Annotated in this window: 30 protein-coding genes; 26 read left to right on the forward strand and 4 right to left on the reverse strand. The window is 64.8% G+C overall.

Going from position 1 to position 23,270, the window contains the following annotated elements:
• Window positions 1-105 precede the first annotated feature (105 nt).
• The gene (locus tag AC099J_RS02400; RefSeq protein WP_479613597.1) at window positions 106-1,656 is read left to right on the forward strand and encodes an SEL1-like repeat protein; all 1,551 of its coding nucleotides are present in this window, start codon (window positions 106-108) and stop codon (window positions 1,654-1,656) included.
• A 119-nt stretch (window positions 1,657-1,775) separates the two neighbouring features.
• On the opposite strand, the gene AC099J_RS02405 is transcribed toward AC099J_RS02400, so the two are convergent.
• Window positions 1,776-2,870, reverse strand: a complete 1,095-nt coding sequence (locus AC099J_RS02405; protein ID WP_479613598.1) for a magnesium transporter CorA family protein — start codon at window positions 2,868-2,870, stop codon at window positions 1,776-1,778.
• Between the two features lie 10 nt (window positions 2,871-2,880).
• On the reverse strand, window positions 2,881-3,900 hold the full coding sequence (hemB, locus tag AC099J_RS02410) for a porphobilinogen synthase (RefSeq protein WP_479613599.1): 1,020 nt from the start codon (window positions 3,898-3,900) through the stop codon (window positions 2,881-2,883).
• Window positions 3,901-4,174: 274 nt separating this feature from the next.
• Here hemB and AC099J_RS02415 point away from each other — a divergent pair, with 274 nt between their 5' ends.
• The 21 genes from AC099J_RS02415 (at window position 4,175) to AC099J_RS02515 (ending at window position 18,694) form a co-directional block, all read left to right on the forward strand.
• Entirely contained in the window at window positions 4,175-4,612 is a 438-nt protein-coding gene (locus tag AC099J_RS02415) for a CopD family protein (protein WP_479613600.1), read from the forward strand.
• Between the two features lie 11 nt (window positions 4,613-4,623).
• Window positions 4,624-5,739 (forward strand): VanZ family protein, encoded by a 1,116-nt coding sequence (locus tag AC099J_RS02420; RefSeq protein WP_479613601.1) that lies wholly within the window; start codon window positions 4,624-4,626, stop codon window positions 5,737-5,739.
• A 25-nt stretch (window positions 5,740-5,764) separates the two neighbouring features.
• On the forward strand, window positions 5,765-6,100 hold the full coding sequence (locus AC099J_RS02425) for a (2Fe-2S) ferredoxin domain-containing protein (protein WP_479613602.1): 336 nt from the start codon (window positions 5,765-5,767) through the stop codon (window positions 6,098-6,100).
• A gap of 13 nt (window positions 6,101-6,113) precedes the next feature.
• Complete coding sequence (locus AC099J_RS02430; RefSeq protein ID WP_479613603.1) at window positions 6,114-6,761, forward strand: alpha/beta hydrolase; 648 nt, start codon at window positions 6,114-6,116, stop codon at window positions 6,759-6,761.
• 51 nt (window positions 6,762-6,812) lie between these two features.
• Window positions 6,813-7,973: a D-alanyl-D-alanine carboxypeptidase family protein gene (locus tag AC099J_RS02435; RefSeq protein ID WP_479613604.1), complete on the forward strand. Its 1,161-nt coding sequence runs from the start codon at window positions 6,813-6,815 to the stop codon at window positions 7,971-7,973.
• A gap of 157 nt (window positions 7,974-8,130) precedes the next feature.
• The gene (gene rpsL, locus AC099J_RS02440) at window positions 8,131-8,508 is read left to right on the forward strand and encodes a 30S ribosomal protein S12 (RefSeq protein WP_011466063.1); all 378 of its coding nucleotides are present in this window, start codon (window positions 8,131-8,133) and stop codon (window positions 8,506-8,508) included.
• Window positions 8,509-8,653: 145 nt separating this feature from the next.
• On the forward strand, window positions 8,654-9,127 hold the full coding sequence (gene rpsG / locus AC099J_RS02445; protein ID WP_479613605.1) for a 30S ribosomal protein S7: 474 nt from the start codon (window positions 8,654-8,656) through the stop codon (window positions 9,125-9,127).
• An 83-nt stretch (window positions 9,128-9,210) separates the two neighbouring features.
• A complete protein-coding gene (gene fusA / locus AC099J_RS02450; protein WP_479613606.1) occupies window positions 9,211-11,313 on the forward strand; it encodes an elongation factor G in 2,103 nt (700 codons plus the stop codon).
• Window positions 11,314-11,421: 108 nt separating this feature from the next.
• Complete coding sequence (gene tuf, locus AC099J_RS02455; RefSeq protein ID WP_479613607.1) at window positions 11,422-12,612, forward strand: elongation factor Tu; 1,191 nt, start codon at window positions 11,422-11,424, stop codon at window positions 12,610-12,612.
• A 25-nt stretch (window positions 12,613-12,637) separates the two neighbouring features.
• On the forward strand, window positions 12,638-12,952 hold the full coding sequence (gene rpsJ, locus AC099J_RS02460) for a 30S ribosomal protein S10 (protein WP_243307437.1): 315 nt from the start codon (window positions 12,638-12,640) through the stop codon (window positions 12,950-12,952).
• A 193-nt stretch (window positions 12,953-13,145) separates the two neighbouring features.
• The gene (rplC, locus tag AC099J_RS02465; protein ID WP_479613823.1) at window positions 13,146-13,820 is read left to right on the forward strand and encodes a 50S ribosomal protein L3; all 675 of its coding nucleotides are present in this window, start codon (window positions 13,146-13,148) and stop codon (window positions 13,818-13,820) included.
• Window positions 13,820-14,443 carry a 50S ribosomal protein L4 gene (gene rplD, locus AC099J_RS02470; protein WP_479613608.1) on the forward strand — a complete coding sequence of 208 codons (624 nt, stop codon included), beginning with the start codon at window positions 13,820-13,822 and terminating at the stop codon, window positions 14,441-14,443. The genes rplC and rplD overlap by 1 nt, the downstream gene beginning before the upstream one ends.
• Entirely contained in the window at window positions 14,440-14,766 is a 327-nt protein-coding gene (gene rplW / locus AC099J_RS02475; protein ID WP_479613609.1) for a 50S ribosomal protein L23, read from the forward strand. Before rplD ends, rplW begins: the two co-directional genes overlap by 4 nt.
• A complete protein-coding gene (rplB, locus tag AC099J_RS02480; RefSeq protein WP_479613610.1) occupies window positions 14,766-15,590 on the forward strand; it encodes a 50S ribosomal protein L2 in 825 nt (274 codons plus the stop codon). Before rplW ends, rplB begins: the two co-directional genes overlap by 1 nt.
• A gap of 10 nt (window positions 15,591-15,600) precedes the next feature.
• Window positions 15,601-15,879: a 30S ribosomal protein S19 gene (rpsS, locus tag AC099J_RS02485; protein ID WP_013899633.1), complete on the forward strand. Its 279-nt coding sequence runs from the start codon at window positions 15,601-15,603 to the stop codon at window positions 15,877-15,879.
• A gap of 9 nt (window positions 15,880-15,888) precedes the next feature.
• On the forward strand, window positions 15,889-16,218 hold the full coding sequence (gene rplV, locus AC099J_RS02490; protein ID WP_056178823.1) for a 50S ribosomal protein L22: 330 nt from the start codon (window positions 15,889-15,891) through the stop codon (window positions 16,216-16,218).
• A gap of 14 nt (window positions 16,219-16,232) precedes the next feature.
• On the forward strand, window positions 16,233-17,132 hold the full coding sequence (gene rpsC, locus AC099J_RS02495; protein ID WP_479613611.1) for a 30S ribosomal protein S3: 900 nt from the start codon (window positions 16,233-16,235) through the stop codon (window positions 17,130-17,132).
• 2 nt (window positions 17,133-17,134) lie between these two features.
• On the forward strand, window positions 17,135-17,551 hold the full coding sequence (rplP, locus tag AC099J_RS02500) for a 50S ribosomal protein L16 (protein ID WP_056178832.1): 417 nt from the start codon (window positions 17,135-17,137) through the stop codon (window positions 17,549-17,551).
• A 14-nt stretch (window positions 17,552-17,565) separates the two neighbouring features.
• The gene (rpmC, locus tag AC099J_RS02505; RefSeq protein WP_479613612.1) at window positions 17,566-17,787 is read left to right on the forward strand and encodes a 50S ribosomal protein L29; all 222 of its coding nucleotides are present in this window, start codon (window positions 17,566-17,568) and stop codon (window positions 17,785-17,787) included.
• A 9-nt stretch (window positions 17,788-17,796) separates the two neighbouring features.
• Complete coding sequence (gene rpsQ / locus AC099J_RS02510; protein ID WP_479613613.1) at window positions 17,797-18,066, forward strand: 30S ribosomal protein S17; 270 nt, start codon at window positions 17,797-17,799, stop codon at window positions 18,064-18,066.
• 121 nt (window positions 18,067-18,187) lie between these two features.
• Window positions 18,188-18,694, forward strand: a complete 507-nt coding sequence (locus AC099J_RS02515) for a redoxin family protein (RefSeq protein WP_479613614.1) — start codon at window positions 18,188-18,190, stop codon at window positions 18,692-18,694.
• 7 nt (window positions 18,695-18,701) lie between these two features.
• Here AC099J_RS02515 and AC099J_RS02520 read toward each other — a convergent pair whose 3' ends face one another.
• Both AC099J_RS02520 and AC099J_RS02525 read right to left on the reverse strand, forming a co-directional pair.
• Window positions 18,702-19,178, reverse strand: coding sequence for a GNAT family N-acetyltransferase (locus AC099J_RS02520; RefSeq protein WP_479613824.1), 477 nt, complete (start codon window positions 19,176-19,178; stop codon window positions 18,702-18,704).
• A gap of 348 nt (window positions 19,179-19,526) precedes the next feature.
• On the reverse strand, window positions 19,527-20,027 hold the full coding sequence (locus AC099J_RS02525; RefSeq protein ID WP_479613615.1) for a TlpA disulfide reductase family protein: 501 nt from the start codon (window positions 20,025-20,027) through the stop codon (window positions 19,527-19,529).
• Between the two features lie 147 nt (window positions 20,028-20,174).
• Between AC099J_RS02525 and AC099J_RS02530 the strand changes: the two genes are divergently transcribed.
• From AC099J_RS02530 to ptsP, 4 genes are read left to right on the forward strand one after another with little or no spacing between them, the layout of a single operon-like run.
• Window positions 20,175-20,708, forward strand: coding sequence for a hypothetical protein (locus AC099J_RS02530; RefSeq protein ID WP_479613616.1), 534 nt, complete (start codon window positions 20,175-20,177; stop codon window positions 20,706-20,708).
• A gap of 57 nt (window positions 20,709-20,765) precedes the next feature.
• Window positions 20,766-21,209 (forward strand): PTS sugar transporter subunit IIA, encoded by a 444-nt coding sequence (locus AC099J_RS02535; protein ID WP_479613617.1) that lies wholly within the window; start codon window positions 20,766-20,768, stop codon window positions 21,207-21,209.
• Entirely contained in the window at window positions 21,178-21,447 is a 270-nt protein-coding gene (locus AC099J_RS02540) for an HPr family phosphocarrier protein (RefSeq protein ID WP_479613618.1), read from the forward strand. Before AC099J_RS02535 ends, AC099J_RS02540 begins: the two co-directional genes overlap by 32 nt.
• Before the next feature lie 46 nt (window positions 21,448-21,493).
• On the forward strand, window positions 21,494-23,263 hold the full coding sequence (gene ptsP, locus AC099J_RS02545; protein WP_479613619.1) for a phosphoenolpyruvate--protein phosphotransferase: 1,770 nt from the start codon (window positions 21,494-21,496) through the stop codon (window positions 23,261-23,263).
• Window positions 23,264-23,270: the final 7 nt, after the last annotated feature.

Here is a 23,270-nt window from a genome sequence, read left to right on the forward strand (position 1 = left end):
ATTTCTATGCTCCCAACCAGTCCTGAATGAGGGGCTGCACCCGGGCAGAAGGCTCAGAAGGCCGGCCCGGTGTGCTGCCCCCGCAACACACTGGAGTTGAACAGCATGCGCAGACAAGACATCCAACTGCTGGCCCTGGCCCGCCAGGGCGACGCGGCAGCACGCGGTGAGGCCGGCCGCCGCTACCTGGTCGGCGGCGACGGCTTTCCCAAGCACATCGCCACCGGCCTGGAATACCTGGCGCATCCCAGCGTGCGCGATCTGCCCGAGACGGCCCGCGCCATCGCCGAGAACCTGCCGCTGCAGGACTTGCTGCAGCTGCAGCAGGAGAACGCACTGCAGCAGGCCGCCGCGGCCGGCAGCCTGCTGGGCCAGTTCAAACTGGGGGTGTGGTTGAGCGTGCAGCACAGCCGCGTGGCGGCCGGCGAGGCCTGGCTGCAGCGGGCCGCGGCCGGCGGTCACATCGAGGCGCGCCAGGCTGTGGCGGCGGTGCGCCAGGCCCACACCGCCGATGCGCTGCACGCGATGGCGCAGGCGCTCGTCGGCAGCGCCGCGCTGGACGTGGCCCAGGTGGCGGTGATGGCCACGCGCCAGGCGCGTGAGGGCGGCGACCAGGTCCTGCTGGGCGACTGCCTGCAGCTCGCGCTGGCCCTGGCGCCCAAGCTGACGCATGCACTGTCGGACCTGGTGGTGGCGGCGCTGCTGCAGGCCGAGCGCAGTGGGCATGACCTGCGCGGCCTGGCGCCCGACCAGGTCGAGGCCAGCCTGGAGATGGCCATGGCGCGTGGCGACCGTGACGCCGCCTGCCTGCTGGGCCGCGCGCTGTGCGGCATCGCCAGCGGCCCTTTGAGCCCGGCGCGGTTGACCGGTACGGCCAACATGCGCAAGGGTGTGGCGCTGCTGCTGCGCGCGGCCGATGCCGGCCGCGACGACGCCTGGCTGGATTTGTACGCCGCGCATGCCGACCACCGCCTGTCGGTGGCCAACCCGCAGCTGGCGCGCTTCTTCCTGGAAAAGGCCGCAACGAAGGGCCAGGCCGAGGCGCAGCGCAAGCTGGGCGCGCTGGTGCTGCGCTCGGCCGGCACGCTGGCCGAGTCTGAGCAGGCCATCGGCTGGCTGCACGCGGCCGCAGCGCAGGGCGACGCCCATGCGCAGCGCCTGCTGCGCTCTCTGGTGCTGCCGGTGCCAGGCGATGCGCAGGTCGCTGCCCAGGCCATCGAGCAATTGCGCCAGAGCGACCCGTGGCTGGCGCAGCGGCTGACGCTGGCGCGCGATTTCGGGCTGACCAAGCTGGAGGCGCTGAGCGTGGACCCGGTCGAGGGCCGCCGGCCCTGGGGCCTGGTGGTGGGCCAGAACCCGTTCATCACGCAGGCGCGCCTGTCGGCGCCACGCGCGGTGCCGGCGCTGTCCGAATCGGCGCTGCAAGGGCTGGCGCGCACAGCGGCGTTCTTCGAGCAATTGCAAGGCGAGGGCCAGGCATTCGAGGGCGACCTGCGCCGGCGCTCGGTGCGCCAGCGGCGCGCCTTCGAGCGGCTGGGGCTGCGCGACGAGCTGTTCTTCGCGAGCGCGTCGTCGACGGTGCTGGAATCGTTCCGGATGGGATCGAAGTGGGCATTTCGTGCCCGCAAGCCGCTGGCGCTGGCATTGGCCGGCTGACGCGGCTGATATGACGCGACCAATGCGACTGATGCGACCAATGCGACTGATACGGCTGGCGCGCCTGACGCGAGCTACGGCCTCCGGTCTGTGCCAGCCGCTGCGCCCGCTGGCCTGCGCTAGCGCCTGCTGCGCGACACCAGGTAGTGCTTGCGCCAGAACAGCGCCACCAGCACCAGCGTGATCAGCGCCATCGCGCCCATCGCCCACCAGAAGCCCTGCTGGCTATGCAGCAGCGGGATGAACTCGAAGTTCATGCCGAAGATGCCGGCGATCAGGTTCAGCGGCAGGAAGATGGCGGTCAGCGCGGTCAGCGTGCGCATGATGTCGTTGGCGCGGTTGCCCTGGATGCTGAAGTGCATCTGCACGGCGGTCTCGGCGCTGTGCTCCAGCCGGCGCACGTGGTGCACGACGCGTTCGATGTGCTCCAGCACGTCGCGACTGCGCACTGTCAGCAGGTCACGCTCGCGCTGCGCCAGCGGCGTGTCGCTCGGCGGCCAGGCTTCGATGGCGTCGATCCAGTCCTGCACGGCGGCGCGCTGGTCTTCGCAGATTTCGTCGAGGTGGTGCAGCCCCAGGCGCACGTCGAGCAATGTCGCCCACGCCTGGAACCGGGCCCGAGGGTGCAGCAGCTCGGATTGCCAGTGGTCGATCTGCCGCGTGAGTTCGCGCCGCAGTTCGAGGTAGCCGTCCACCATGTGGTTCACCAGGCGCAGCATCAGGTCGGCCGGCGAGGTCGGCTGGCGCAGCACACCGCCTTCGCGCGGTTCGGCCGCACCTTGCAGCAGCCGCGCGGCGAAGGCATCGCGCACGGCGCAGTCCTCGGGGTGCACGGTCAACAAAACCTGGTCGAACACGGCAAAGCCGACGGCGCTGGTGTCGATGCGGTGCAGCACCGGTGGCCCGTGGCGTTCGCGGCCGGTCTCGCCGGGCCGGTGCTGGCCGGCGCCGCTGGCCAGCCGGCGGAACACCAGCAGGTCGTACTGCGAGGTGTAGTCGTAGCGCGAGGGCAGTTGCTGGTTGAGCAGATCGGAGACGTGCAGATCGACCAGCGCGGTGCCGCTCAGCTGCGCGAGCGCGGCCTGCACGGTGGCCAGCTGGTTCTTGAACTCGTCGCGCGCACAGGCGATCCAGATGAAGCCGGCAGCAGGGTCTGCCTGGGGCACCTGGCCGGTCTCGGTGACCTGGCTGCCCTGGATGTGAAAGACGCGCATGCCAGCGGCGTCAGGCGGCGCGCAGCAGCCGGGCGGCGTCCAGCGCGAAGTAGGTCAGCACACCGTTGGCGCCGGCGCGTTTGAAGGCCAACAGCGATTCCATCATCACGGCGTCGTGGTCCAGCCAGCCATTCTGCGCGGCGGCCTTGAGCATGGCGTATTCACCACTGACCTGGTAGGCAAAGGTGGGCACGCCGAACTGGTCCTTCACGCGGCGCACCACGTCCAGGTAGGGCATGCCGGGTTTGACCATCACCATGTCGGCGCCTTCGGCGATGTCCATGGCGACTTCGCGTAGCGCTTCGTCGGTGTTGCCCGGGTCCATCTGGTAGACCTTCTTGTTACTTTTGCCGAGGTTGGCAGCCGAGCCTACGGCGTCGCGGAACGGGCCGTAAAAGGCCGAGGCGTACTTGGCGCTGTAGGCCATGATCCGCGTGTGCACCAGGCCGCGCGCTTCCAGCGCCTGGCGGATCGCGCCGATGCGCCCGTCCATCATGTCGCTGGGCGCCAGGATGTCCACGCCCGCCTCGGCCTGCGTCAACGCCTGGCGCACCAGCACGGCGGTGGTGGCGTCGTTCACGATGTAGCCGGTGGGGTCGAGCAGGCCGTCCTGGCCGTGGCTGGTGTAAGGGTCCAGCGCCACGTCGGTCATGACGCCGAGCTGCGGGAAGCGCTCCTTCAATGCACGCACCACGCACGGAATCAGCCCGTCGGGGTTGTGCGCTTCGCGCCCGTCTTCCGCCTTCAGCGACGCGTCGATCACCGGGAACAGAGCCATCACCGGGATCTGCAGCCGCACGCACTCTTCTGCCACGGGCAGCAGCTGGTCCAGGCTCAGGCGCTCCACGCCGGGCATGGAGGCCACGGCCTCGCGCCGGCCTGCGCCATCCAGCACGAACACCGGGTAGATCAGATCGTGCGCGGTCAGCGTGTGCTCACGCACCAGATCGCGCGTGAAGGCATCGCGCCGCAAGCGGCGCGGGCGGGCGGCGGGGAAGGCGGCAAGGGGGGAGAGGTGGGGCTGGCTCATGGGGAAAATTGTGCCTGATCGCCCTGGCGCGCGCGTGGTGCGCGTGGTGCGGGTGGTGCGGGGGGCGGGCCTGGGGCAAACCCACTTGCTGCCCCTATCGGCGTTTGCTAGATTGGCTGCGGGCGGTTTCACCGCCCACCCCCGCTTCACCTCCCTGAGCGGGAGCCTCGATGTGTAACAGCTAACGGGCTTCAGGCCCCGGCCCTCGGTCGGGGTATTTTTTTGAACGGCCGCATCGCTCCGCGCCTGTGGCCCGGTGTCCTAAACTGGGACGATGCTCTGGGTCAAGTCCTTCCACATCGTGTTCGTCGCCAGCTGGTTCGCCGGTCTGTTCTATCTCCCCCGCATCTTCGTCAATCTGGCCATGGTCCCGCCGCAGTCCGGCGCCGAGCGTGAGCGGCTGCTACTGATGGCGGGCAAGCTGCTGCGCTTTTCCACGCTGCTGGCGGTGCCGGCGCTGGCGCTGGGGCTGACGCTGTGGCTGTACTACGGCATCGGACGCGGCCCAGCCAGCGAGGGCAACGGCTGGATGCATGCCAAGCTGTTCGTGGTGCTGCTGGTGCTGGGCTATCACCATGCCTGCGCCGCGCAGCTGCGGCGCTTTCGCAACGGGCAGCCCACGCGCAGCCATGTGTGGTACCGCTGGTTCAACGAGGCGCCGGTGCTGCTGCTGGTGGCAGCGGTCGTGCTGGCGGTGGTCAAGCCGTTCTGACGCGCCGGCCGGTGCCTCCGACAGCTGCGCACAAGACATCGGCCTGGCCGCTCGCGCTGGCCTACGCAGGCCTGGTGGTCTATGCCAGCCTGTACCCGTTCGAAGGCTGGCGCGACCAGGGCATCGCGCCCTGGTCGTTTCTGGGGGCGGCACTGCCGCGCTGGTGGACCTGGTTCGACGTGCAGGTCAACGTCGCGGGCTATGCGCCGCTGGGCTTCCTGCTCGCGCTGGCGGGGCTCCGATCGGGGCGCACGCGCTGGCCGGTGCTGCTGGCCACGCTCGCAGGCGCGGGCGTCTCGCTGCTGATGGAGATGGCACAGGGCTATCTGCCGCGGCGCGTGCCCTCGAACGTCGATCTCGCGCTGAATGCGGCGGGCAGTCTGTTGGGTGCCGTGCTGGCGCAACTGCTGCAGCGCACCGGCACCATCGACCGTTGGAGCCGCTTTCGCGCGGGCTGGCTGACCTTCGATGCGCGCGGCGCCATGGTGCTGCTGGCGCTGTGGCCACCGGCGCTGCTGTTTCCTGCGGCCGTGCCGCTGGGGCTGGGCCAGGTGTTCGAGCGGCTCGAATCTGCGCTGGCCGAGCAGCTGGCCGACACACCGTTCCTGGACTGGCTGCCGGTGCGCGAGATCGAGCTGCAGCCCATGGTGCCCGGCACCGAGATGGTCTGCGTGATGCTGGGCGCGTTGATTCCGTGCCTGATCGGCTACGGCGTCATCGCGGGTGTGCGCCGGCGTGCCTGGTTCCTGCTGGTGCTGACGCTGCTGGGCGCCGGGGCGACCGGCCTGTCGGCAGCGCTGAGTTATGGGCCCGTGCATGCCTGGGAGTGGTGGAGCCTGCCGGTGCGCGTGGGCTGGGCAGCCGCCGTGCTGATGGCCGTGCTGTTGCTGCCGCTGCGTGCGCGCGTCTGCACGGCGTTGGCGCTGCTGGCGCTGGTGCTGCACCTGAGCGTGTTGAACCAGGCGCCGACCAGTGCGTACTTCGCGCAGACGCTGCAGGACTGGGAGCAGGGCCGATTCATTCGCTTCCATGGCCTGGCCCAGTGGCTGGGCTGGCTGTGGCCATTCGCGGCAGGGGCCTACCTGCTGCTGCGCCTGTCGCGACCAGAGCCGGCGCGAGGCAGTTGAAGCCCGAGCTTTCTAGAATGCCTGGATGAGCGAATCTTCGTACTACGAGCGACACATCTTCTTCTGCCTCAACGACCGCCAGAACGGTGAGGACAGTTGTGCCCACCACAACGCGCAGGAGGGCTTCGATCGCTGCAAGGCGCAGGTCAAGGCGGCGGGCCTGGCGGGCCCGGGCCAGGTGCGCGTGAACAAGGCGGGCTGCCTGGACCGCTGCGCTGCGGGCCCCGTGGCGGTGGTCTACCCCGAGGCTGTCTGGTACAGCTATGTGGACGCACAGGACATCGATGAGATCGTCGAATCACACCTGAAGAACGGGCAGGTCGTCGAGCGGCTGCGCACGCCGGCGCACCTGGGCCGATGAGCGGAGCGCCGGCATGAACGCCTCCACCGAGCGCCTGATGCTGCAAGGGCCCGCCGGCCCGATCGAGGCGCTGCGTGACGCAGCGGCCACCGATGTTCCGGCGCGTGGCGTGGCGCTGATTGCGCACCCGCATCCCCTGTTCGGCGGCACCATGGACAACAAGGTCGTGCAGACCCTGGCGCGGGCCTTCGTGCAGTGCGGGTGGACAGCCGTGCGTTTCAACTTCCGAGGCGTTGGCAAGTCCGCAGGCGTGCACGACGCAGGGCAGGGCGAGGCCGAGGATTTCATCTCGGTGCTGGCGCAGGTGGGTGGCGATGCGGCGGCGCCGGTGGCGCTGGCGGGTTTCTCGTTCGGCGCCTTCGTGGTCAGCCGTGCGCTGCTGGCGGTACCTGCGGAGCGCCCGGTCGAGACACTGGTGCTGATCGGCACTGCCGCCTCGCGCTTCGACGTCGCGCCGCTGTCTGCGTCGTTGCACGAGCGCAGCCTGATCGTGCACGGTGAGGCAGACGACACGGTGCCCCTGGCCTCGGTGATGGATTGGGCGCGGCCGCAGTCACTGCCTGTTACCGTGGTGCCCGGGGGTGGCCATTTCTTTCACGGACAATTGCCGCTTCTCAAGAGCCTGGTCGTCCGCCATCTGCGGGCTTCTTTCGCTGTCTGATCTGCGCCGCCGTCTGAATGGCGGCGCGCCCCTTCCTTATTTTCTGATCCCATGAACTGTGTTCTCAAAGCACTGCTGGCTTCGCTGCTGGCGGTTGTCGTCGGCCTGGCGTCCGCCCAGGTCCCCCAAGGCCCCGAAGTTGCCGCGCGGGCTTATCTGCTGGTCGATGTCACCGCCAACCAGGTCCTGGTGGAAAAGGACGCCGACACGCCGGTGGAGCCGGCCTCGCTCACCAAGTTGATGACGGCGTACCTCGTGTTCGACGCGCTCAAGTCGAAGAAGGTCGCGCTGGACCAGGCGCTCCCCGTGAGCCAGCGCGCCTGGAAGATGCCAGGCTCGCGCATGTTCATCGACCCGAAGATGCAAGTGCCGGTCGAAGATTTGATCAAGGGCATGATCGTCCAGTCGGGCAACGACGCCACGATGGCATTGGCCGAAGGCGTGGGCGGCACGGTCGAGCGCTTCGTGCAGCTCATGAACGAGCAGGCCAAGGTGCTGGGCATGAAGAACACGGGCTACAAGAACCCGGAAGGGCTGACCGAGGCCGGCCATACGACGACGGCGCGCGACCTGGCGGTGCTGTCGACGCGTCTGATGCTCGACTTTCCCGAGTACGTGCACTACTACAGCATCAGGAAATACCGCTACCAGGGCACGCCGGTGTCCAACGACACCAACCGCAACCTGCTGCTGTTCCGCGACCCCACGGTCGATGGCCTGAAGACGGGCCATACCAATGCGGCGGGCTATTGCATGATCACCACGGCCAAGCGTGATTTTCCCAATCTGACGGGTGGTCGTCGTCTGCTGGCCATCGTGCTGGGCGCGAGCAGCGAAAACGCGCGCGCCAACGAGTCGCAGAAGCTGCTGAACTGGGGCTACACCGCCTACGAGGGCGTCAAGCTGTTCGATGCCAACCAGGCGATCGTCTCGGTGCCGGTCTGGAAGGGCAAGGAGAATATCCTGAAGCTGGGCCGGCCGGAGCCTGTTGTCGTGGCAGTGCCTTCAGGCAGCGCCAGCAAGGTCAAGACTGACATTGCCCGCCCTGATCCACTGGTGGCGCCGTTCACCAAGGGTCAGGCCGTGGGCACGCTGAAGGTCTCGCTGGGCGAGCAGCAACTCATCAGCGTGCCGCTGGTGGTGCTGGAGCCGGTCGAGCAGGCCGGCGTGCTGGGACGCGCCTGGGATGCCTTGCGGCTTTGGATCAAGTAGCACGCACCACCCAGGATTGCGGCCCGTCAGCCACCCGGCTATACTCGCAGGCTTTTCGGAATTTCCGAGGGAATCACGTTTGCCGTTTCAAACGGTTGTCGACTGGTGGGGCGCTGTTGGGGCGCCGGTTGCCACCGGTCATCACAAGGAGGCTTGAGTGCCAACCATCAATCAACTAGTGCGTCAGGGCCGCGAGGTCGAGACGATCAAATCCAAGAGTCCTGCCATGCAGAACTCTCCCCAGCGCCGCGGCGTGTGCACCCGGGTCTACACCACGACCCCGAAGAAGCCGAATTCGGCGCTTCGCAAGGTCGCCAAGGTGCGTTTGACCAACGGTTTCGAGGTCATCTCGTACATCGGCGGTGAAGGCCACAACCTGCAGGAACACAGCGTGGTGCTGGTCCGCGGCGGCCGTGTCAAGGATCTGCCGGGTGTGCGTTACCACATCGTGCGCGGTTCACTGGATCTGCAAGGCGTGAAAGACCGCAAGCAGTCGCGTTCCAAGTACGGCGCGAAGAAGCCGAAGGCTAAGTAAGCCTTCTGTCGGTTTGAGTTCAAGGTGCTGTTTGCCGCGTGGCGCGGTGATGCAGCGTAGTGACCCATGTCGGGTCGAGTAAGTGGGAGTCCAGATGGCTCCCGCGGCCCTCGCAAGAAGGCCAACTGAAGCAAAGAGGTGAAAAATGCCACGTCGTCGCGAAGTACCCAAGCGTGAAATCCTGCCGGATCCCAAGTTCGGCAATGTCGAGCTGTCCAAGTTCATGAACGTGATCATGGAAGGCGGCAAGAAGGCCGTCGCCGAGCGCATCATCTATGGCGCACTCGACTTCATCGAGAAGAAGAACCCGGGCAAAGACCCGGTCGAAGCCTTCACCATGGCCATCAACAATGTCAAGCCGATGGTTGAGGTGAAATCCCGCCGCGTCGGTGGCGCGAACTACCAGGTGCCCGTGGAAGTGCGCCCGGTGCGCCGCCTGGCGTTGTCGATGCGCTGGATCAAGGAAGCCGCCCGCAAGCGCGGCGAGAAGTCCATGTCCCTGCGCCTGGCCAACGAGCTGATGGAAGCCACCGAAGGCCGCGGTGGTGCGATGAAGAAGCGCGACGAAGTGCACCGCATGGCAGAGGCCAACAAGGCCTTCAGCCACTTCCGTTTCTGATCCTCATATCCCTGTCTGAGAGGTCTGGAGCCCGACCCGTCGTTGCCGACGGGCGGGCTTCACGCCATTAATGGAGTAATTTCATGGCCCGCAAAACCCCCATCGAGCGCTACCGCAACATCGGCATCTCGGCGCACATCGACGCCGGCAAGACGACGACCACCGAGCGCATCCTGTTCTACACCGGTGTGAACCACAAGATCGGCGAAGTGCACGATGGCGCGGCGACCATGGACTGGATGGAGCAGGAGCAAGAGCGCGGCATCACGATCACCTCGGCTGCCGTGACCTGTTTCTGGAAGGGGATGGACCTGTCCTACCCCGAGCACCGCTTCAACATCATCGACACCCCCGGTCACGTGGACTTCACCATTGAAGTCGAGCGTTCCATGCGCGTGCTGGACGGCGCCTGCATGGTCTATTGCGCCGTGGGTGGCGTGCAGCCGCAGTCGGAAACCGTTTGGCGCCAGGCCAACAAGTACAAGGTGCCCCGTCTGGCGTTTGTGAACAAGATGGACCGTACCGGTGCCAACTTCTTCAAGGTTTATGACCAGATGAAGCTGCGCCTGAAGGCCAACCCCGTGCCCGTGGTGATCCCGATCGGCGCCGAAGAAAACTTCGTCGGCGTGGTCGATCTGCTGAAGATGAAGGCCATCCTGTGGGACGAGGCTTCGCAGGGCATGAAGTTCGACTACCAGGAAATCCCGGCAAACCTCGTGGCCCTGGCCGAGGAATGGCGCGAGAAGATGGTCGAGGCGGCTGCCGAGGCCAGCGAAGAGCTGATGAACAAGTACCTCGAAGAGGGCGCGCTCACGGAAGACGAAATCAAGCTCGGCTTGCGTACGCGCACGATCGCGACGGAAATCCACCCGATGCTGTGCGGCACGGCCTTCAAGAACAAGGGCGTTCAGCGCATGCTGGACGCCGTGATCGACTACCTGCCTTCGCCCGTGGACATCCCGGACGTGACCGGTACCGACGAGGACGAGAAGCCCATCACCCGCAAGGCGGACGACGGCGAGAAGTTCTCGGCACTGGCGTTCAAGTTGATGACCGACCCGTTCGTGGGCCAGCTGACCTTCGTGCGCGTCTACTCGGGCGTGCTGTCCAAGGGCGACACGGTGTTCAACTCCGTCAAGGGCAAGAAAGAGCGCATCGGCCGTATCGTGCAGATGATGGCGAACGACCGCGTGGAAGTCGATGAAATCCGCGCCGGCGACATCGCTGCCTGCGTGGGTCTGAAGGACGTGACCACGGGCGAGACGCTGGCCGATGTGGGCTCGCCGATCATCCTGGAGCGCATGGTGTTCCCCGAGCCCGTGATCACGCAGGCGGTGGAGCCCAAGACCAAGGCCGACCAGGAAAAGATGGGCATTGCGCTGCAACGCCTGGCTGCTGAAGACCCGTCGTTCCGCGTCAAGACCGATGAAGAGTCTGGCCAGACGCTGATCGCCGGCATGGGCGAGCTGCACCTCGAAATCATCGTGGACCGCATGAAGCGCGAGTTCGGCGTGGAAGCCAACGTCGGCAAGCCGCAGGTGGCCTACCGCGAGACGATCCGCAAGACCATCGAAGAAGCCGAAGGCAAGTTTGTGCGTCAGTCCGGCGGCAAGGGCCAGTACGGCCACGTCGTGCTGAAGATCGAACCGAACGAGGCCGGCAAGGGCATTGAGTTCGTGGACGCGATCAAGGGTGGCGTGGTGCCGCGCGAGTACATTCCCGCGGTGGAAAAGGGCATCAACGAAGCCGTGACCCAGGGCGTGCTGGCCGGCTATCCGGTGGTGGACGTGAAGGTCACGCTGCACTTCGGCTCCTACCACGACGTGGACTCGAACGAGCTGGCGTTCAAGATGGCCGCCATCTTCGGTTTCAAGGAAGGCTGCCGCAAAGCCGGCCCGGTCATCCTCGAGCCCATGATGGCCGTGGAAGTCGAGACGCCTGAAGACTACGCCGGCACCGTGATGGGCGATCTGTCCTCGCGTCGCGGCATGGTGCAGGGCATGGACGACATGGTCGGTGGCGGCAAGGCCATCCGGGCCGAAGTGCCGCTGTCGGAGATGTTCGGCTACTCCACCACGCTGCGCTCGGCCACGCAAGGTCGCGCCACGTACACGATGGAGTTCAAGCACTATTCCGAAGCTCCCCGCAATGTGGCCGAAGCCATCGTGGCTTCCCGTACTAAGTAACTTTTCCCTGTCTGCGACGGTGTGCCGTCACGTGCCCGTGCGTGACGAACCAGCAATGCCGTGCAGACGTAAAACCCTTTCACGGGACATGCTCTTTGGAGATTTGATATGGCAAAAGAGAAATTCGCACGGACCAAGCCGCACGTCAACGTCGGCACGATCGGTCACGTGGACCACGGCAAGACCACGCTGACGGCGGCGATCACCACCGTGCTGGCAGCCAAGTTCGGCGGCCAGGCCAAGGCGTACGACCAGATCGATGCGGCTCCAGAAGAAAAGGCCCGCGGCATCACGATCAACACCGCGCACGTGGAATACGAGACGGCCAACCGCCACTATGCCCACGTCGACTGCCCCGGCCACGCCGACTACGTCAAGAACATGATCACCGGTGCCGCGCAGATGGACGGCGCCATCCTGGTGTGCTCTGCCGCAGACGGCCCCATGCCCCAGACGCGCGAGCACATCCTGCTGGCCCGCCAGGTCGGCGTGCCCTACATCATCGTGTTCCTGAACAAGTGCGACATGGTGGATGACGCCGAACTGCTCGAACTGGTCGAAATGGAAGTGCGCGAGCTGCTGGACAAGTACGACTTCCCCGGCGACAACACCCCCATCATCCACGGCAGCGCCAAGCTGGCCATGGAAGGCGACAAGGGTGAGCTGGGCGAGGGCGCTATCCTGAAGCTGGCCGAAGCGCTGGACACCTACATCCCCCTGCCCGAGCGTGCAGTGGACGGCGCCTTCCTGATGCCCGTCGAAGACGTGTTCTCCATCTCTGGCCGCGGCACCGTGGTGACCGGTCGTGTCGAGCGCGGCATCGTCAAGGTCGGTGAAGAAATCGAAATCGTCGGCATCAAGGCCACCGCCAAGACCACCTGCACCGGCGTGGAAATGTTTCGCAAGCTGCTGGACCAAGGCCAGGCAGGCGACAACGTGGGCATCTTGCTGCGCGGCACCAAGCGCGAAGAAGTCGAGCGCGGCCAAGTGCTGTGCAAGCCCGGCTCGATCAAGCCGCACACGCACTTCACGTCCGAAATCTACGTGCTGAGCAAGGACGAAGGCGGCCGCCACACGCCCTTCTTCAACAACTACCGCCCGCAGTTCTACTTCCGCACGACGGACGTGACCGGCGCGATCGAGTTGCCTGAAGGCAAGGAAATGGTCATGCCCGGCGACAACGTCAGCATCACGGTCAAGCTGATCAACCCGATCGCCATGGAAGAAGGCCTGCGCTTCGCCATCCGCGAAGGCGGCAAGACGGTCGGCGCTGGCGTCGTGGCCAAGATCATCGCGTAAGCGGAACTGAGCACAAGGAAGCACCATGTCTACCAAGCAGAAGATCCGCATCCGCCTGAAGGCCTTCGACTACAAGCTGATCGACCAGTCCGCTGCCGAGATCGTCGACACCGCCAAGCGCACCGGCGCCATCGTCAAGGGCCCGGTGCCCCTGCCGACGCGCATGAAGCGTTTCGACATCCTGCGTTCGCCGCACGTCAACAAGACCAGCCGTGACCAGTTGGAAATCCGCACGCATCAGCGTCTGATGGACATCGTCGACCCGACGGACAAGACCGTGGATGCCCTGATGAAGCTGGACCTGCCAGCTGGCGTCGACGTCGAGATCAAGCTGCAGTAATTTGCGGCAAGCGGCCTCGGTCGCTATATCCAAAAGCGCGAAGTTGCCCTTGCGGCGGCTTCGCGCTATAATTTTTGGCTCTGCTCATTTTGGGCAGGGGTTCATCAACAGTCTTTCACGTCGTCCTTTGCTTGTTGGTAGAGGATCGCCGCAGCCAATTGCAGTTGTGGTGGTGAGAGTTACGGAGAAAACTATGAGTCAAAGCAACTCGCTGGGGTTGCTGGGGCGCAAGGTTGGGATGATGCGTTTGTTCACCGACGATGGCGATGCAGTGCCCGTCACGGTGGTCGATGTGTCCAACAACCGTGTGACCCAGGTCAAGACCCAAGAGAATGACGGCTACGTTGCCCTGCAGGTAACGTTCGGCGCGCGCAAAGCTTCGCGTGTGACCAAGCCGCAAGCCGGCCACCTTGCCAAGGCAGGTGTGGAAGCCGGTGAAGTCGTCCAGGAATTCCGCCTGACCGCCGATGTGGCAGCCCAGTACCAGGCCGGTTCTACCGTAGCCGTGGCTTCGCTGTTCGCCGTGGGTCAAAAGGTCGATGTGCAAGGCACGACGATCGGCAAGGGCTTCGCGGGCACCATCAAGCGTCACCACTTCAAGTCGCAGCGCGCATCGCACGGCAACAGCCGTTCGCACAACGTGCCCGGCTCGATCTCCATGGCGCAGGATCCCGGCCGCGTGTTTCCCGGCAAGAAGATGTCGGGCCACCTCGGCGACGACACCGTGACCACGCAGAACCTCGACGTGATCCGCATCGACGAAGCGCGTCAGCTGCTGCTGATCCGCGGCGCCGTGCCCGGCTCCAAAGGTGGCTTCGTGACGGTGCGTCCGGCCATCAAGGCCAAGATTGAAAAGGGAGCGAACTGATGCAGCTCGAACTCCTCAACGACCAGGGTCAAGCCGCGTCCAAGGTGGACGTGCCCGACACCGTGTTCGGTCGTGCCTACAACGAAGACCTGGTGCACCAGGTCGTGGTGGCCTACCAGGCCAACGCCCGCCAGGGCACGCGTGCGCAGAAGGACCGTGAGCAGGTCCATCACTCGACCAAGAAGCCCTTCAAGCAAAAGGGTACGGGTCGCGCACGTGCCGGTATGACGTCTTCGCCGCTGTGGCGCGGGGGCGGTCGGATTTTCCCGAACATGCCGGACGAAAACTTCACGCAGAAGATCAACAAGAAGATGTACCGCGCCGGCATGGCGTCCATCTTCTCGCAGCTGGCCCGTGAAGGCCGTTTGGCTGTGGTCGAGTCCCTTGCTGTGGATTCGCCCAAGACCAAGCCGTTGGCTGCGCGCCTGAAGGCCATGAACCTGGCATCCTCGGTCATGGTGATTGCCGACGAAGTCGACGAAAACCTGTACCTCGCGTCCCGTAACCTGGTCAACGTGCTGGTCGTCGAGCCACGCTACGCCGACCCGGTTTCGCTGGTGCATTACAAGAAAGTCCTGGTGACCAAGGCTGCCATGGACAAACTCAAGGAGATGTTCGCATGAGCTCCTCCAAGTCCACTCAACAGTTCGACGAAGGCCGCCTGATGAAGGTCCTCGTGGCGCCCGTGGTGTCCGAGAAGGCCACCATGGTTGCCGAAAAGTCCAATGCCGTGACCTTCAAGGTCCTGCAGGACGCGACCAAGCATGAGATCAAGGCTGCTGTGCAGCTGATGTTCAAGGTCGAGGTCAAGGGCGTGTCCGTGGTCAACACCAAGGGCAAGTCCAAGCGCTTCGGCAAGTCCATGGGCCGCCGGGACAACGTGCGCAAGGCGTATGTGACCCTGCAGCCTGGACAAGAACTCCATCTGACCGGGGAAGGTGCGTAATGGCCGTCATCAAGATGAAACCCACTTCGCCAGGCCGTCGCGGCATGGTGAAGGTCACGCGTGACCACCTGTACAAGGGTCCGGCGCACGCACCCTTGCTGGAATCCCAGTTCCAGAAGGCTGGCCGCAACAACAACGGTCACATCACGATTCGCCATCGCGGCGGTGGTCACAAGCACCACTACCGCGTCGTCGACTTCGTGCGCAACAAGGACGGTATCCCCGCCAAGGTCGAGCGCATTGAGTACGACCCGAACCGTTCGGCCCACATCGCTCTGGTGTGCTATGCCGACGGCGAGCGTCGCTACATCATTGCGCCGCGTGGTCTGGAAGCCGGCGCCACGTTGCTGTCCGGTGCCGAAGCGCCGATCCGCGCGGGCAACACGCTGCCGATCCGCAACATCCCGGTGGGCTCGACGATCCACTGCATCGAGTTGCAGCCCGGCAAGGGCGCGCAGATCGCGCGTTCGGCTGGTACGTCTGCGACGCTGCTGGCACGCGAAGGCACCTACGCCCAGGTCCGCATGCGCTCTGGTGAGGTTCGCAAGATCCACATCGAATGCCGCGCGACCATTGGCGAAGTGGCCAACGAAGAGCACAGCCTGCGCCGTCTGGGCAAGGCCGGTGTGACGCGCTGGATGGGTATCCGCCCGACCGTTCGCGGTGTGGTGATGAACCCGGTCGACCACCCCCACGGTGGTGGTGAAGGCAAGACCGGCGAAGGCCGCCATCCTGTCGACCCATGGGGCAACCTGACCAAGGGTTACCGCACCCGCAACAACAAGCGCACCCAGGTGATGGTCGTGTCGCGTCGCAAGAAGTAAGGGATAGCACATGACCCGCTCTCTCAAGAAGGGTCCCTTCGTGGACCATCACTTGGTTGCCAAGGCCGACAAGGCCGTGACCACCAAGGACAAGAAGCCGATCAAGACCTGGTCGCGTCGCTCCATGATCCTGCCCGAGTTCATCGGCCTGACGATCGCGGTGCACAACGGCAAGCAACACGTGCCGGTCTATATCACCGACCAAATGGTGGGCCACAAGCTGGGCGAGTTCGCGCTGACCCGGACTTTCAAGGGCCATCCTGCGGACAAAAAAGTCCAGAAGAAGTAAGGAAAGACCATGGAAACACGTGCAGTCCTCCGGGGCGTTCGTCTGTCGGTCGACAAGGGCCGCCTGGTCGCTGACCTGATCCGCGGCAAGAAGGTGGACCAAGCGCTGAACACGCTGCAGTTCACGCAGAAGAAGGCCGCCGTCATCATCAAGAAGGTGCTGGAGTCCGCGATCGCGAACGCCGAGCACAACGACGGTGCCGACATCGACGAGTTGAAGGTCAAGACCATCTACGTCGAGCAAGGCGCCACGCTCAAGCGTTTCGCCGCTCGCGCCAAAGGCCGTGGCAACCGCATCAGCAAGCCCACGTGCCATGTGTACGTGACGGTTGGCAACTAAAGGTCTGGAAAGCTATGGGACAGAAAATCCATCCAACCGGCTTCCGCCTCGCGGTCAGCCGTAACTGGTCCAGCCGCTGGTACGCCAGCAACAAGGACTTCGCCGGCATGCTGGCCGAAGACATCAAGGTGCGCGAGTACCTGAAGAAGAAGCTGAAGAACGCTTCGGTGTCGCGCGTGCTGATCGAGCGTCCTGCCAAGAACGCCCGCATCACCATCTTCTCGGCGCGTCCGGGTGTGGTGATCGGTAAGAAGGGCGAGGACATCGAGAACCTCAAGCGCGAACTGGCGAAACAGCTGGGAGTGCCGGTGGCCGTCAACATCGAAGAAGTGCGCAAGCCTGAAATCGATGCCAAGCTGATTGCCGACTCGATCACCCAGCAGCTGGAAAAGCGCATCATGTTCCGCCGCGCCATGAAGCGCGCGATGCAGAACGCGATGCGTCTGGGCGCACAGGGCATCAAGATCATGTCGTCGGGCCGCTTGAACGGCATCGAAATCGCACGTTGCGAGTGGTATCGCGAAGGTCGCGTGCCGCTTCATACATTGCGTGCCGACATCGACTACGGCACGTCCGAAGCGAAGACCACCTACGGCATCATCGGTGTCAAGGTCTGGGTCTACAAGGGCGACACGCTGGGTCGTGGCGATGCACCTGTCATGCAGGAAGCCCGCCCCGAAGAAGAGCGTCGTCCGCGTGGTCCTCGTCGTGACGACCGTGGTGGTCGTCCCGGCGGCAATGACCGTCCGCCAGCGCGCGGCCCGCGCCGCCCCATGGGTGGCGCAGCTGCCCCGGCTGATGGTTCCGACAAGCCTACCGATGCATCAGGCGCAGCTGCGCCGAAATCTACCGTTCAGCGCGTCCGCAAGGTAGCCGCGCCTGCAGCACCCGCTGCTGACGGTAAAGGAGAATAAACATGTTGCAACCTGCTCGTCGCAAGTACCGCAAAGAGCAAAAGGGCCGTAACACCGGCATCGCCACCCGGGGCAGCTCGGTGGCATTCGGTGACTTCGGCCTGAAGTGCACGGATCGGGGTCGTCTGACTGCGCGTCAGATTGAGTCCGCTCGTCGTGCGATTTCGCGTCACGTCAAGCGTGGCGGCCGCATCTGGATCCGCGTGTTCCCGGACAAGCCCATCTCGCAAAAGCCCGCAGAAGTGCGTATGGGCAACGGCAAGGGCAACCCTGAGTACTACGTGGCCGAGATCCAGCCTGGCAAGATCGTGTTTGAGATCGTCGGTGTGCCGGAAGAGCTGGCCCGCGAGGCGTTTCGCCTGGCGGCTGCCAAGCTGCCGCTGCGCACGACGTTCGTCAGCCGCATGATCGGCCAGTGATCCAGGAAACGACCATGTCCAAAATTACTGAATCCCGCAACAACCTGCGCGGCAAAGATGCTGCCGGCCTGCAAGCCGAAGTCAAGGCGCTGCAAAAGGCCCATTTCGGCCTGCGCATGCAAAAGGGCACGCAGCAGCTGAACAATGTTTCGACGTTGCGTTCGACGCGCCGCGACATCGCGCGCGCCAAGACCATCCTGGCGCAGAAGCAGCTGGCCGAATCGGCCGCCAAGTAAGGAAGCACCATGACGGAAGCAAAACCCTCCCTCAAGCGCACCCTGGTTGGCAAGGTTGTCAGCGACAAGCGCGCCAAGACTGTGACCGTGCTGATCGAGCGCCGTGTCAAGCACGAGCTCTACGGCAAGATCATCGGCCGCTCGAGCAAGTACCACGCCCATGACGAAAAGGGCGAGTTCAAGCTCGGCGACACAATCGAGATCACGGAAAGCCGGCCTATCTCCAAGACCAAGAACTGGGTTGCAACGCGCCTTGTGCAGAAGGCTCCCGCACTCTGAGTCATCGCCAGTGGTTGCTGGCGACACCAATTGAAACGGCCCACAATGTGGGCCGTTTTCCGTTTCAGCTTTGCGCGGACCGCATCGTTTCATCGTTTCATCTTCGTACAGGAGCATCAGCATGATCAAAGTCGGCGACACCCTTCCCTCGGCCACTCTGATGGAGTACTCGGAAGTCGAGGGCGAAGGCTGCAGCATCGGCCCCAACCCGGTGGACATCTCGAAGGCCGCAGCCGGCAAGACCATTGCCGTGTTTGGTCTTCCGGGGGCCTTCACCCCGACCTGTTCGGCCAAGCACGTTCCCGGCTACGTCGACCAGCACGCCGCGTTGAAGGCGGCGGGCGTGGATGAAATTTGGTGTGTGAGCGTCAACGACGCCTTCGTCATGGGTGCCTGGGCGCGCGACCAGAAATCGGGCGACAAGGTGCGGATGCTGGCCGATGGCAGTGCCGCATTTGCCAAGGCCACGGGCCTGACTTTGGACCTGGAGGCGCGTGGCATGGGCCTGCGCAGCAATCGATATTCCATGCTGGTCAAGGACGGCAAGGTGGTCTCCTTGAACGTCGAGGCGCCTGGCAAGTTCGAAGTCAGCGACGCTGCCACGCTGCTCTCCCAAGCGAAGGCCTGATGGGGCGCTACAGCGCGGCTTTGAGATAGTGTGCGCCCGCGATGGGGTTGTGGTAGTAGGGCGGAACCTCTTCGAAACCGAGCTCGTCGTACAGCGCGCGCGCGGCCTCCATGTCGTCCAGGGTGTCCAACAGCACGTGCGTGTAGCCCGCGCGGCGGGCCGCATCGAGGGCGGTTTCCGCCAGTTGCCGCCCCAGCCCGAATCCACGAAACGCCTTGCGTACGTAAAGTCGCTTCATCTCGCAGGCGTTGGCATAGTCAGCTTCGTCCAGCGGACGTAGCGCACAGCACCCCGCCACCGCGTCGTCGACCAGTGCCAGGAGCAGCGTGCCACGTGGGGCAGCGTATTCACCGGGCAGGGTGGCGAGTTCGGCCGTGAAGTTCTGGAACGCCAAGTCCACTCCCAGGCTGTCGGCATATTCCTGGAAGATCTGGATCGTGGCGTCCAGCTCGCCGGCCGAGGACGGCTGGATGATGTGGATGATCGGTGTCGTCAATTCTGGACAGGCGGCGGGGGTCTGGGTGTGCTGCAGTGTAACGAGCGCATTGGCGCATGCTCTGAGCAGCGCAACCGCAGCTTGCGGCACCCCCGTGACGCGGCCGCCGGCCGTCGACGCCCCCCAACATTCGGAGCAAGAGCCGTGGCCATGACGGCGTGGCCCAACCGGAGTTGCGGAGTCATGGCGCTGCCGCCTACTGGGGCGGTGACAGGCCGACCACAGAGGGCGCGCCCCAATGGAACAGGCGGGCCGGCAGATCACAGGCGCGCTTCGAGTGCTGGTTGCAACGCCGGCCATGACGCGTTCCGGCAGCAGCGTGCAGGCGCCTGCGCCTCAGGCTTCCTGCAGCAGCTTTTCGATCAGGATGTGCAGTTCCGCAAAGTCAGGCTCGCCCACATAGCGCTTCACGATCTCCCCACGCTTGTTGACGACGAACGTGGTCGGCGTCAACTGAATCTCACCCCACGCCTTGGCCACGGCACCCGTGTTGTCGATGGCAACGCGAAACGGCAACTTGCGGGTCTCGACGAAGTTCACGACGTAGCTCGGCGGGTCGTACTGCATGGCGACGGCTAACGTGTCATAGCCACGCGATTTGAATTTGTCATACGTCGCCACGATGCGTGGCATCTCCGCCACGCACGTCACGCAACTCGTCGCCCAGAAATTCACCAAGGTGACCCGCCCTTTGAAGTCTTCTGTGGTGCGCTTGCTGCCGTCCAGCAGCACGTAGTGGGCTGCCGGGGCGCTGGTGGGAGACGCCATCACCTGGTAGCCGAGCACGCCGGCAGTCAGCAGTGCAGCAACGCCACCAAGGGTGTAGAACTTTTTCATGAGGGTGGGCGGGAGGCAAGTGTGGCGGGGCGATGCATGTCAACTGTTGATGAGCATGAGCGACCCGAGAATACCCAAAAAGTTCAGACGTGCTGGCTCGAGGGCGCCAGGCCGCGCGGGGGCAGAGCGCCATTCGATAATTCCGCGATGTTCGACAAACGCAAGTGGTGGTGCGCATGCCTGGCTGTGGCGATGCTGGGTTGCAGTCCCGCATTGAACTGGCGCGACGTTCGCCTGGATGGCGGTGCGCTGTCGATGTTGCTGCCTTGCAAGCCGGACGCCGTGACGCGCGATGTCAGCATGGGAGGGCGGACGCGTTCACTTTCCATGGTGGGCTGTCAGGCCGATGGCGCGACTTTCGCCGTATCGCACGTGCTGGTGGCAGACACTGGCGAGGCGCAGGCAGTGCTCGCCGGCTGGAGGGTCGCCGTGCTTGCCCACAGTCGGGCAGAACTGCCGCGAGAGGAACCGTTCACGTTGGCAGGTGCCTGGCAAGCACCGCAATCGATACGCATGCAGGCATTGGGCCGCAGTGCCGAAGGCGGCGAGGTGGCGTTGGATGCAAGCTGGTTCGCACGGGTCGATGCGGCGGGCGTGCATGTGTTCCATGCAGTGGTGCTGGCGCCAAGGCCTGTTCCCCTGGCTGCGCAAACGTTCTTCACCAGTCTGGCCTTGCGGTGACCACGTGCCTCAGGCGCGTGTGGGCTGGCCGACGGGTCACCCGATAATGTCCTGCAAATGAACAGCATCCTAATCATCGCCCATGCGCCGTTGGCGCATGCGTTGCGGCAATGTGCGCTGCACGTATTTCCGGACTGCGAGACGGGTCTGAAATCGCTGGATGTCCAGCCCCATGTATCGCCCGAGGAAACGTTTTCAGCCGCGCGCATCGCGATGGCACAGATGACGACGCCCCATGTTTTGGTGCTGACCGACGTGTTCGGCGCCACGCCGTGCAACGTGGCGCAGAAGCTCGTGGACGGGATCCGCTCCAAACTGGTCGCCGGCGTCAACCTGCCGATGCTGCTGCGCACGGTCAGCTACCGACATGAGCCGCTGGACGCGCTGGTGTCTCGCGCATTGGACGGTGGTGCCAGGGGCATCATGCAGGTCGCCATCACCGCACCGCAGAATCAGGCGAGGAAAAGTAATGATCAAAGCCACCACGATCATCAGCAATAAATTGGGCTTGCACGCGAGGGCATCGGCCAAGCTGACCAAATTGGCCGGCAGCTTCCCCTGCGAGGTCTGGATCGCACGCGGCGAGCGCCGGGTCAATGCCAAGAGCATCATGGGGGTCATGATGCTGGCCGCAGGCAAGGGCACCACCGTGGAGCTGGATACCGAAGGCGCGCGGGAACAGGAGGCGATGGACGCCTTGCTGGCGCTGATCGAAGACAAGTTCGGCGAGGCGGAATGACCGTAGGCGCCGCCGCTTGCCGAGCCGCCGCCGAGGCGTTGCGACCATGACGTTCTCGGTGCACGGCCTGCCCGTGGCGCGCGGCGTCGCGATTGGGCGCGCCATTCTGATGGCCTCCAGCCGGGTCGACGTCGCGCACTATTTCATCGAGGCGGACCACGTCCAATCCGAAATTGATCGCTTGCGCGCAGGCCGCAATGCGGTTGTCGATGAACTGCACCGGCTGCAGGTGAGCGTTGCGCAAATGGGGCCGAACGATGCGCCGCACGAACTGGCGGCCATGCTCGACGTGCACCTGATGCTGCTGCAGGACGAGGCGCTGACCAGCGGCGTCAAACACTGGATCACCGATCGGCTCTACAACGCCGAATGGGCGTTGACAACGCAGCTGGAAATCATCGCCCGCCAGTTCGATGAGATGGAGGACGAGTACCTGCGCGAGCGCAAGGCCGACCTGGAGCAGGTGGTGGAGCGCATCCTGCGCTACATGAAGGGCGTTGCGTCCCCGGTGGCGCCGTCCGCACCGCGCCGCAAGACGCAACAGGATCTGCTGCTGGACGACACGGTCGATGTGCCGCTGGTGTTGATCGCCCATGACCTGTCGCCAGCCGACATGCTGCAGTTCAAGCAAAGCGTGTTCGCCGGCTTTGTGACCGATGTCGGCGGCAAGACCTCGCACACGGCGATCGTCGCACGCAGCCTGGACATTCCCGCCGTGGTCGGTGCGCGCAGCGCCAGCCAGCTGGTGCGCCAGGACGACTGGGTGATCATCGACGGCGATGCCGGCGTGATGATCGTCGATCCGTCGGCCATCATATTGGCAGAGTACGGCTTCAAGCAGCGCCAGGGCGAGCTAGAGCGCGAGCGCCTCACGCGCCTGCGCTACACGCCTGCCGTGACGTTGGACGGCGAGCGCATCGAGCTGCTGGCGAACATCGAGATGCCCGATGACGCCCAGGCGGCTCTGAAGGCGGGGGCGGCTGGCGTGGGCCTGTTCCGCAGCGAATTTCTATTCATGGGCCGACAGGGCGCGCTGCCCGATGAAGAAGAGCAGTACGAGGCATATCGCCGCGCGGTGCTGGGCATGGAGGGGCGCCCGGTGACGATCCGCACGGTCGACATCGGCGCCGACAAGCCGCTGATGGACCGCGCGCTGAAAGAGGAATCGCACCTGAACCCAGCCCTGGGTCTGCGCGCAATCCGCTGGAGCCTGGCCGACCCGGCGATGTTTCTGACACAGCTGCGCGCCATCTTGCGGGCGGCCGTGCATGGCCCCGTGCAGATGCTGATCCCGATGCTTGCGCATGGCAGCGAGATCCGCCAGACCGTGGCGTTGATCGACTTCGCACGCGCCGAGTTGGACAACCGGGGTGTGGCCTACGGCCCGGTGGAACTGGGCGCGATGATCGAGGTGCCCGCCGCGGCACTGACGCTGCCGCTGTTCCTGCGCTACTTCGATTTTCTGTCTGTCGGCACCAACGATCTGATCCAGTACACCCTGGCCATCGACCGTGCGGACGAATCGGTCGCCCATCTGTACGACCCTCTGCACCCAGCGGTGTTGCGACTGCTGGCGGACACCATTGCCGAATGCCGGGCGCAGGGCAAGGGCGTGAGCGTCTGTGGCGAGATGGCCGGCGACGTGCAATACACGCGCCTCCTGCTGGGCCTTGGCTTGCGCAGCTTTTCGATGCACCCCTCACAGATCCTTGCAGTCAAGCAGGAGATCCTGCGTGCCGACGCGAGCAAACTTGCTGTGTGGGCCGCTGAGGTGCTGGAGGCTGAGGAGCCTGCCCTGCTGCTCGCCAAGGACTGACGCGCAG

Source organism: Rhodoferax sp. RT4P68, assembly GCF_056521305.1.

Excerpts from the sequence above, each read along its gene's own strand:
- AC099J_RS02400 (WP_479613597.1), top strand. The coding sequence starts at position 106 with ATGCGCAGACAAGACATCCAACTGCTGGCCCTGGCCCGCCAGGGCGAC.
- AC099J_RS02405 (WP_479613598.1), bottom strand. The coding sequence starts at position 2,870 with ATGCGCGTCTTTCACATCCAGGGCAGCCAGGTCACCGAGACCGGCCAG.
- hemB (WP_479613599.1), bottom strand. The coding sequence starts at position 3,900 with ATGAGCCAGCCCCACCTCTCCCCCCTTGCCGCCTTCCCCGCCGCCCGC.
- AC099J_RS02415 (WP_479613600.1), top strand. The coding sequence starts at position 4,175 with ATGCTCTGGGTCAAGTCCTTCCACATCGTGTTCGTCGCCAGCTGGTTC.
- AC099J_RS02425 (WP_479613602.1), top strand. The coding sequence starts at position 5,765 with ATGAGCGAATCTTCGTACTACGAGCGACACATCTTCTTCTGCCTCAAC.
- AC099J_RS02430 (WP_479613603.1), top strand. The coding sequence starts at position 6,114 with ATGAACGCCTCCACCGAGCGCCTGATGCTGCAAGGGCCCGCCGGCCCG.
- AC099J_RS02435 (WP_479613604.1), top strand. The coding sequence starts at position 6,813 with ATGAACTGTGTTCTCAAAGCACTGCTGGCTTCGCTGCTGGCGGTTGTC.
- rpsG (WP_479613605.1), top strand. The coding sequence starts at position 8,654 with ATGCCACGTCGTCGCGAAGTACCCAAGCGTGAAATCCTGCCGGATCCC.
- fusA (WP_479613606.1), top strand. The coding sequence starts at position 9,211 with ATGGCCCGCAAAACCCCCATCGAGCGCTACCGCAACATCGGCATCTCG.
- tuf (WP_479613607.1), top strand. The coding sequence starts at position 11,422 with ATGGCAAAAGAGAAATTCGCACGGACCAAGCCGCACGTCAACGTCGGC.
- rpsJ (WP_243307437.1), top strand. The coding sequence starts at position 12,638 with ATGTCTACCAAGCAGAAGATCCGCATCCGCCTGAAGGCCTTCGACTAC.
- rplC (WP_479613823.1), top strand. The coding sequence starts at position 13,146 with ATGAGTCAAAGCAACTCGCTGGGGTTGCTGGGGCGCAAGGTTGGGATG.
- rplD (WP_479613608.1), top strand. The coding sequence starts at position 13,820 with ATGCAGCTCGAACTCCTCAACGACCAGGGTCAAGCCGCGTCCAAGGTG.
- rplW (WP_479613609.1), top strand. The coding sequence starts at position 14,440 with ATGAGCTCCTCCAAGTCCACTCAACAGTTCGACGAAGGCCGCCTGATG.
- rplB (WP_479613610.1), top strand. The coding sequence starts at position 14,766 with ATGGCCGTCATCAAGATGAAACCCACTTCGCCAGGCCGTCGCGGCATG.
- rpsS (WP_013899633.1), top strand. The coding sequence starts at position 15,601 with ATGACCCGCTCTCTCAAGAAGGGTCCCTTCGTGGACCATCACTTGGTT.
- rplV (WP_056178823.1), top strand. The coding sequence starts at position 15,889 with ATGGAAACACGTGCAGTCCTCCGGGGCGTTCGTCTGTCGGTCGACAAG.
- rpsC (WP_479613611.1), top strand. The coding sequence starts at position 16,233 with ATGGGACAGAAAATCCATCCAACCGGCTTCCGCCTCGCGGTCAGCCGT.
- rplP (WP_056178832.1), top strand. The coding sequence starts at position 17,135 with ATGTTGCAACCTGCTCGTCGCAAGTACCGCAAAGAGCAAAAGGGCCGT.
- rpmC (WP_479613612.1), top strand. The coding sequence starts at position 17,566 with ATGTCCAAAATTACTGAATCCCGCAACAACCTGCGCGGCAAAGATGCT.
- rpsQ (WP_479613613.1), top strand. The coding sequence starts at position 17,797 with ATGACGGAAGCAAAACCCTCCCTCAAGCGCACCCTGGTTGGCAAGGTT.
- AC099J_RS02515 (WP_479613614.1), top strand. The coding sequence starts at position 18,188 with ATGATCAAAGTCGGCGACACCCTTCCCTCGGCCACTCTGATGGAGTAC.
- AC099J_RS02525 (WP_479613615.1), bottom strand. The coding sequence starts at position 20,027 with ATGAAAAAGTTCTACACCCTTGGTGGCGTTGCTGCACTGCTGACTGCC.
- AC099J_RS02530 (WP_479613616.1), top strand. The coding sequence starts at position 20,175 with ATGTTCGACAAACGCAAGTGGTGGTGCGCATGCCTGGCTGTGGCGATG.
- AC099J_RS02535 (WP_479613617.1), top strand. The coding sequence starts at position 20,766 with ATGAACAGCATCCTAATCATCGCCCATGCGCCGTTGGCGCATGCGTTG.
- AC099J_RS02540 (WP_479613618.1), top strand. The coding sequence starts at position 21,178 with ATGATCAAAGCCACCACGATCATCAGCAATAAATTGGGCTTGCACGCG.
- ptsP (WP_479613619.1), top strand. The coding sequence starts at position 21,494 with ATGACGTTCTCGGTGCACGGCCTGCCCGTGGCGCGCGGCGTCGCGATT.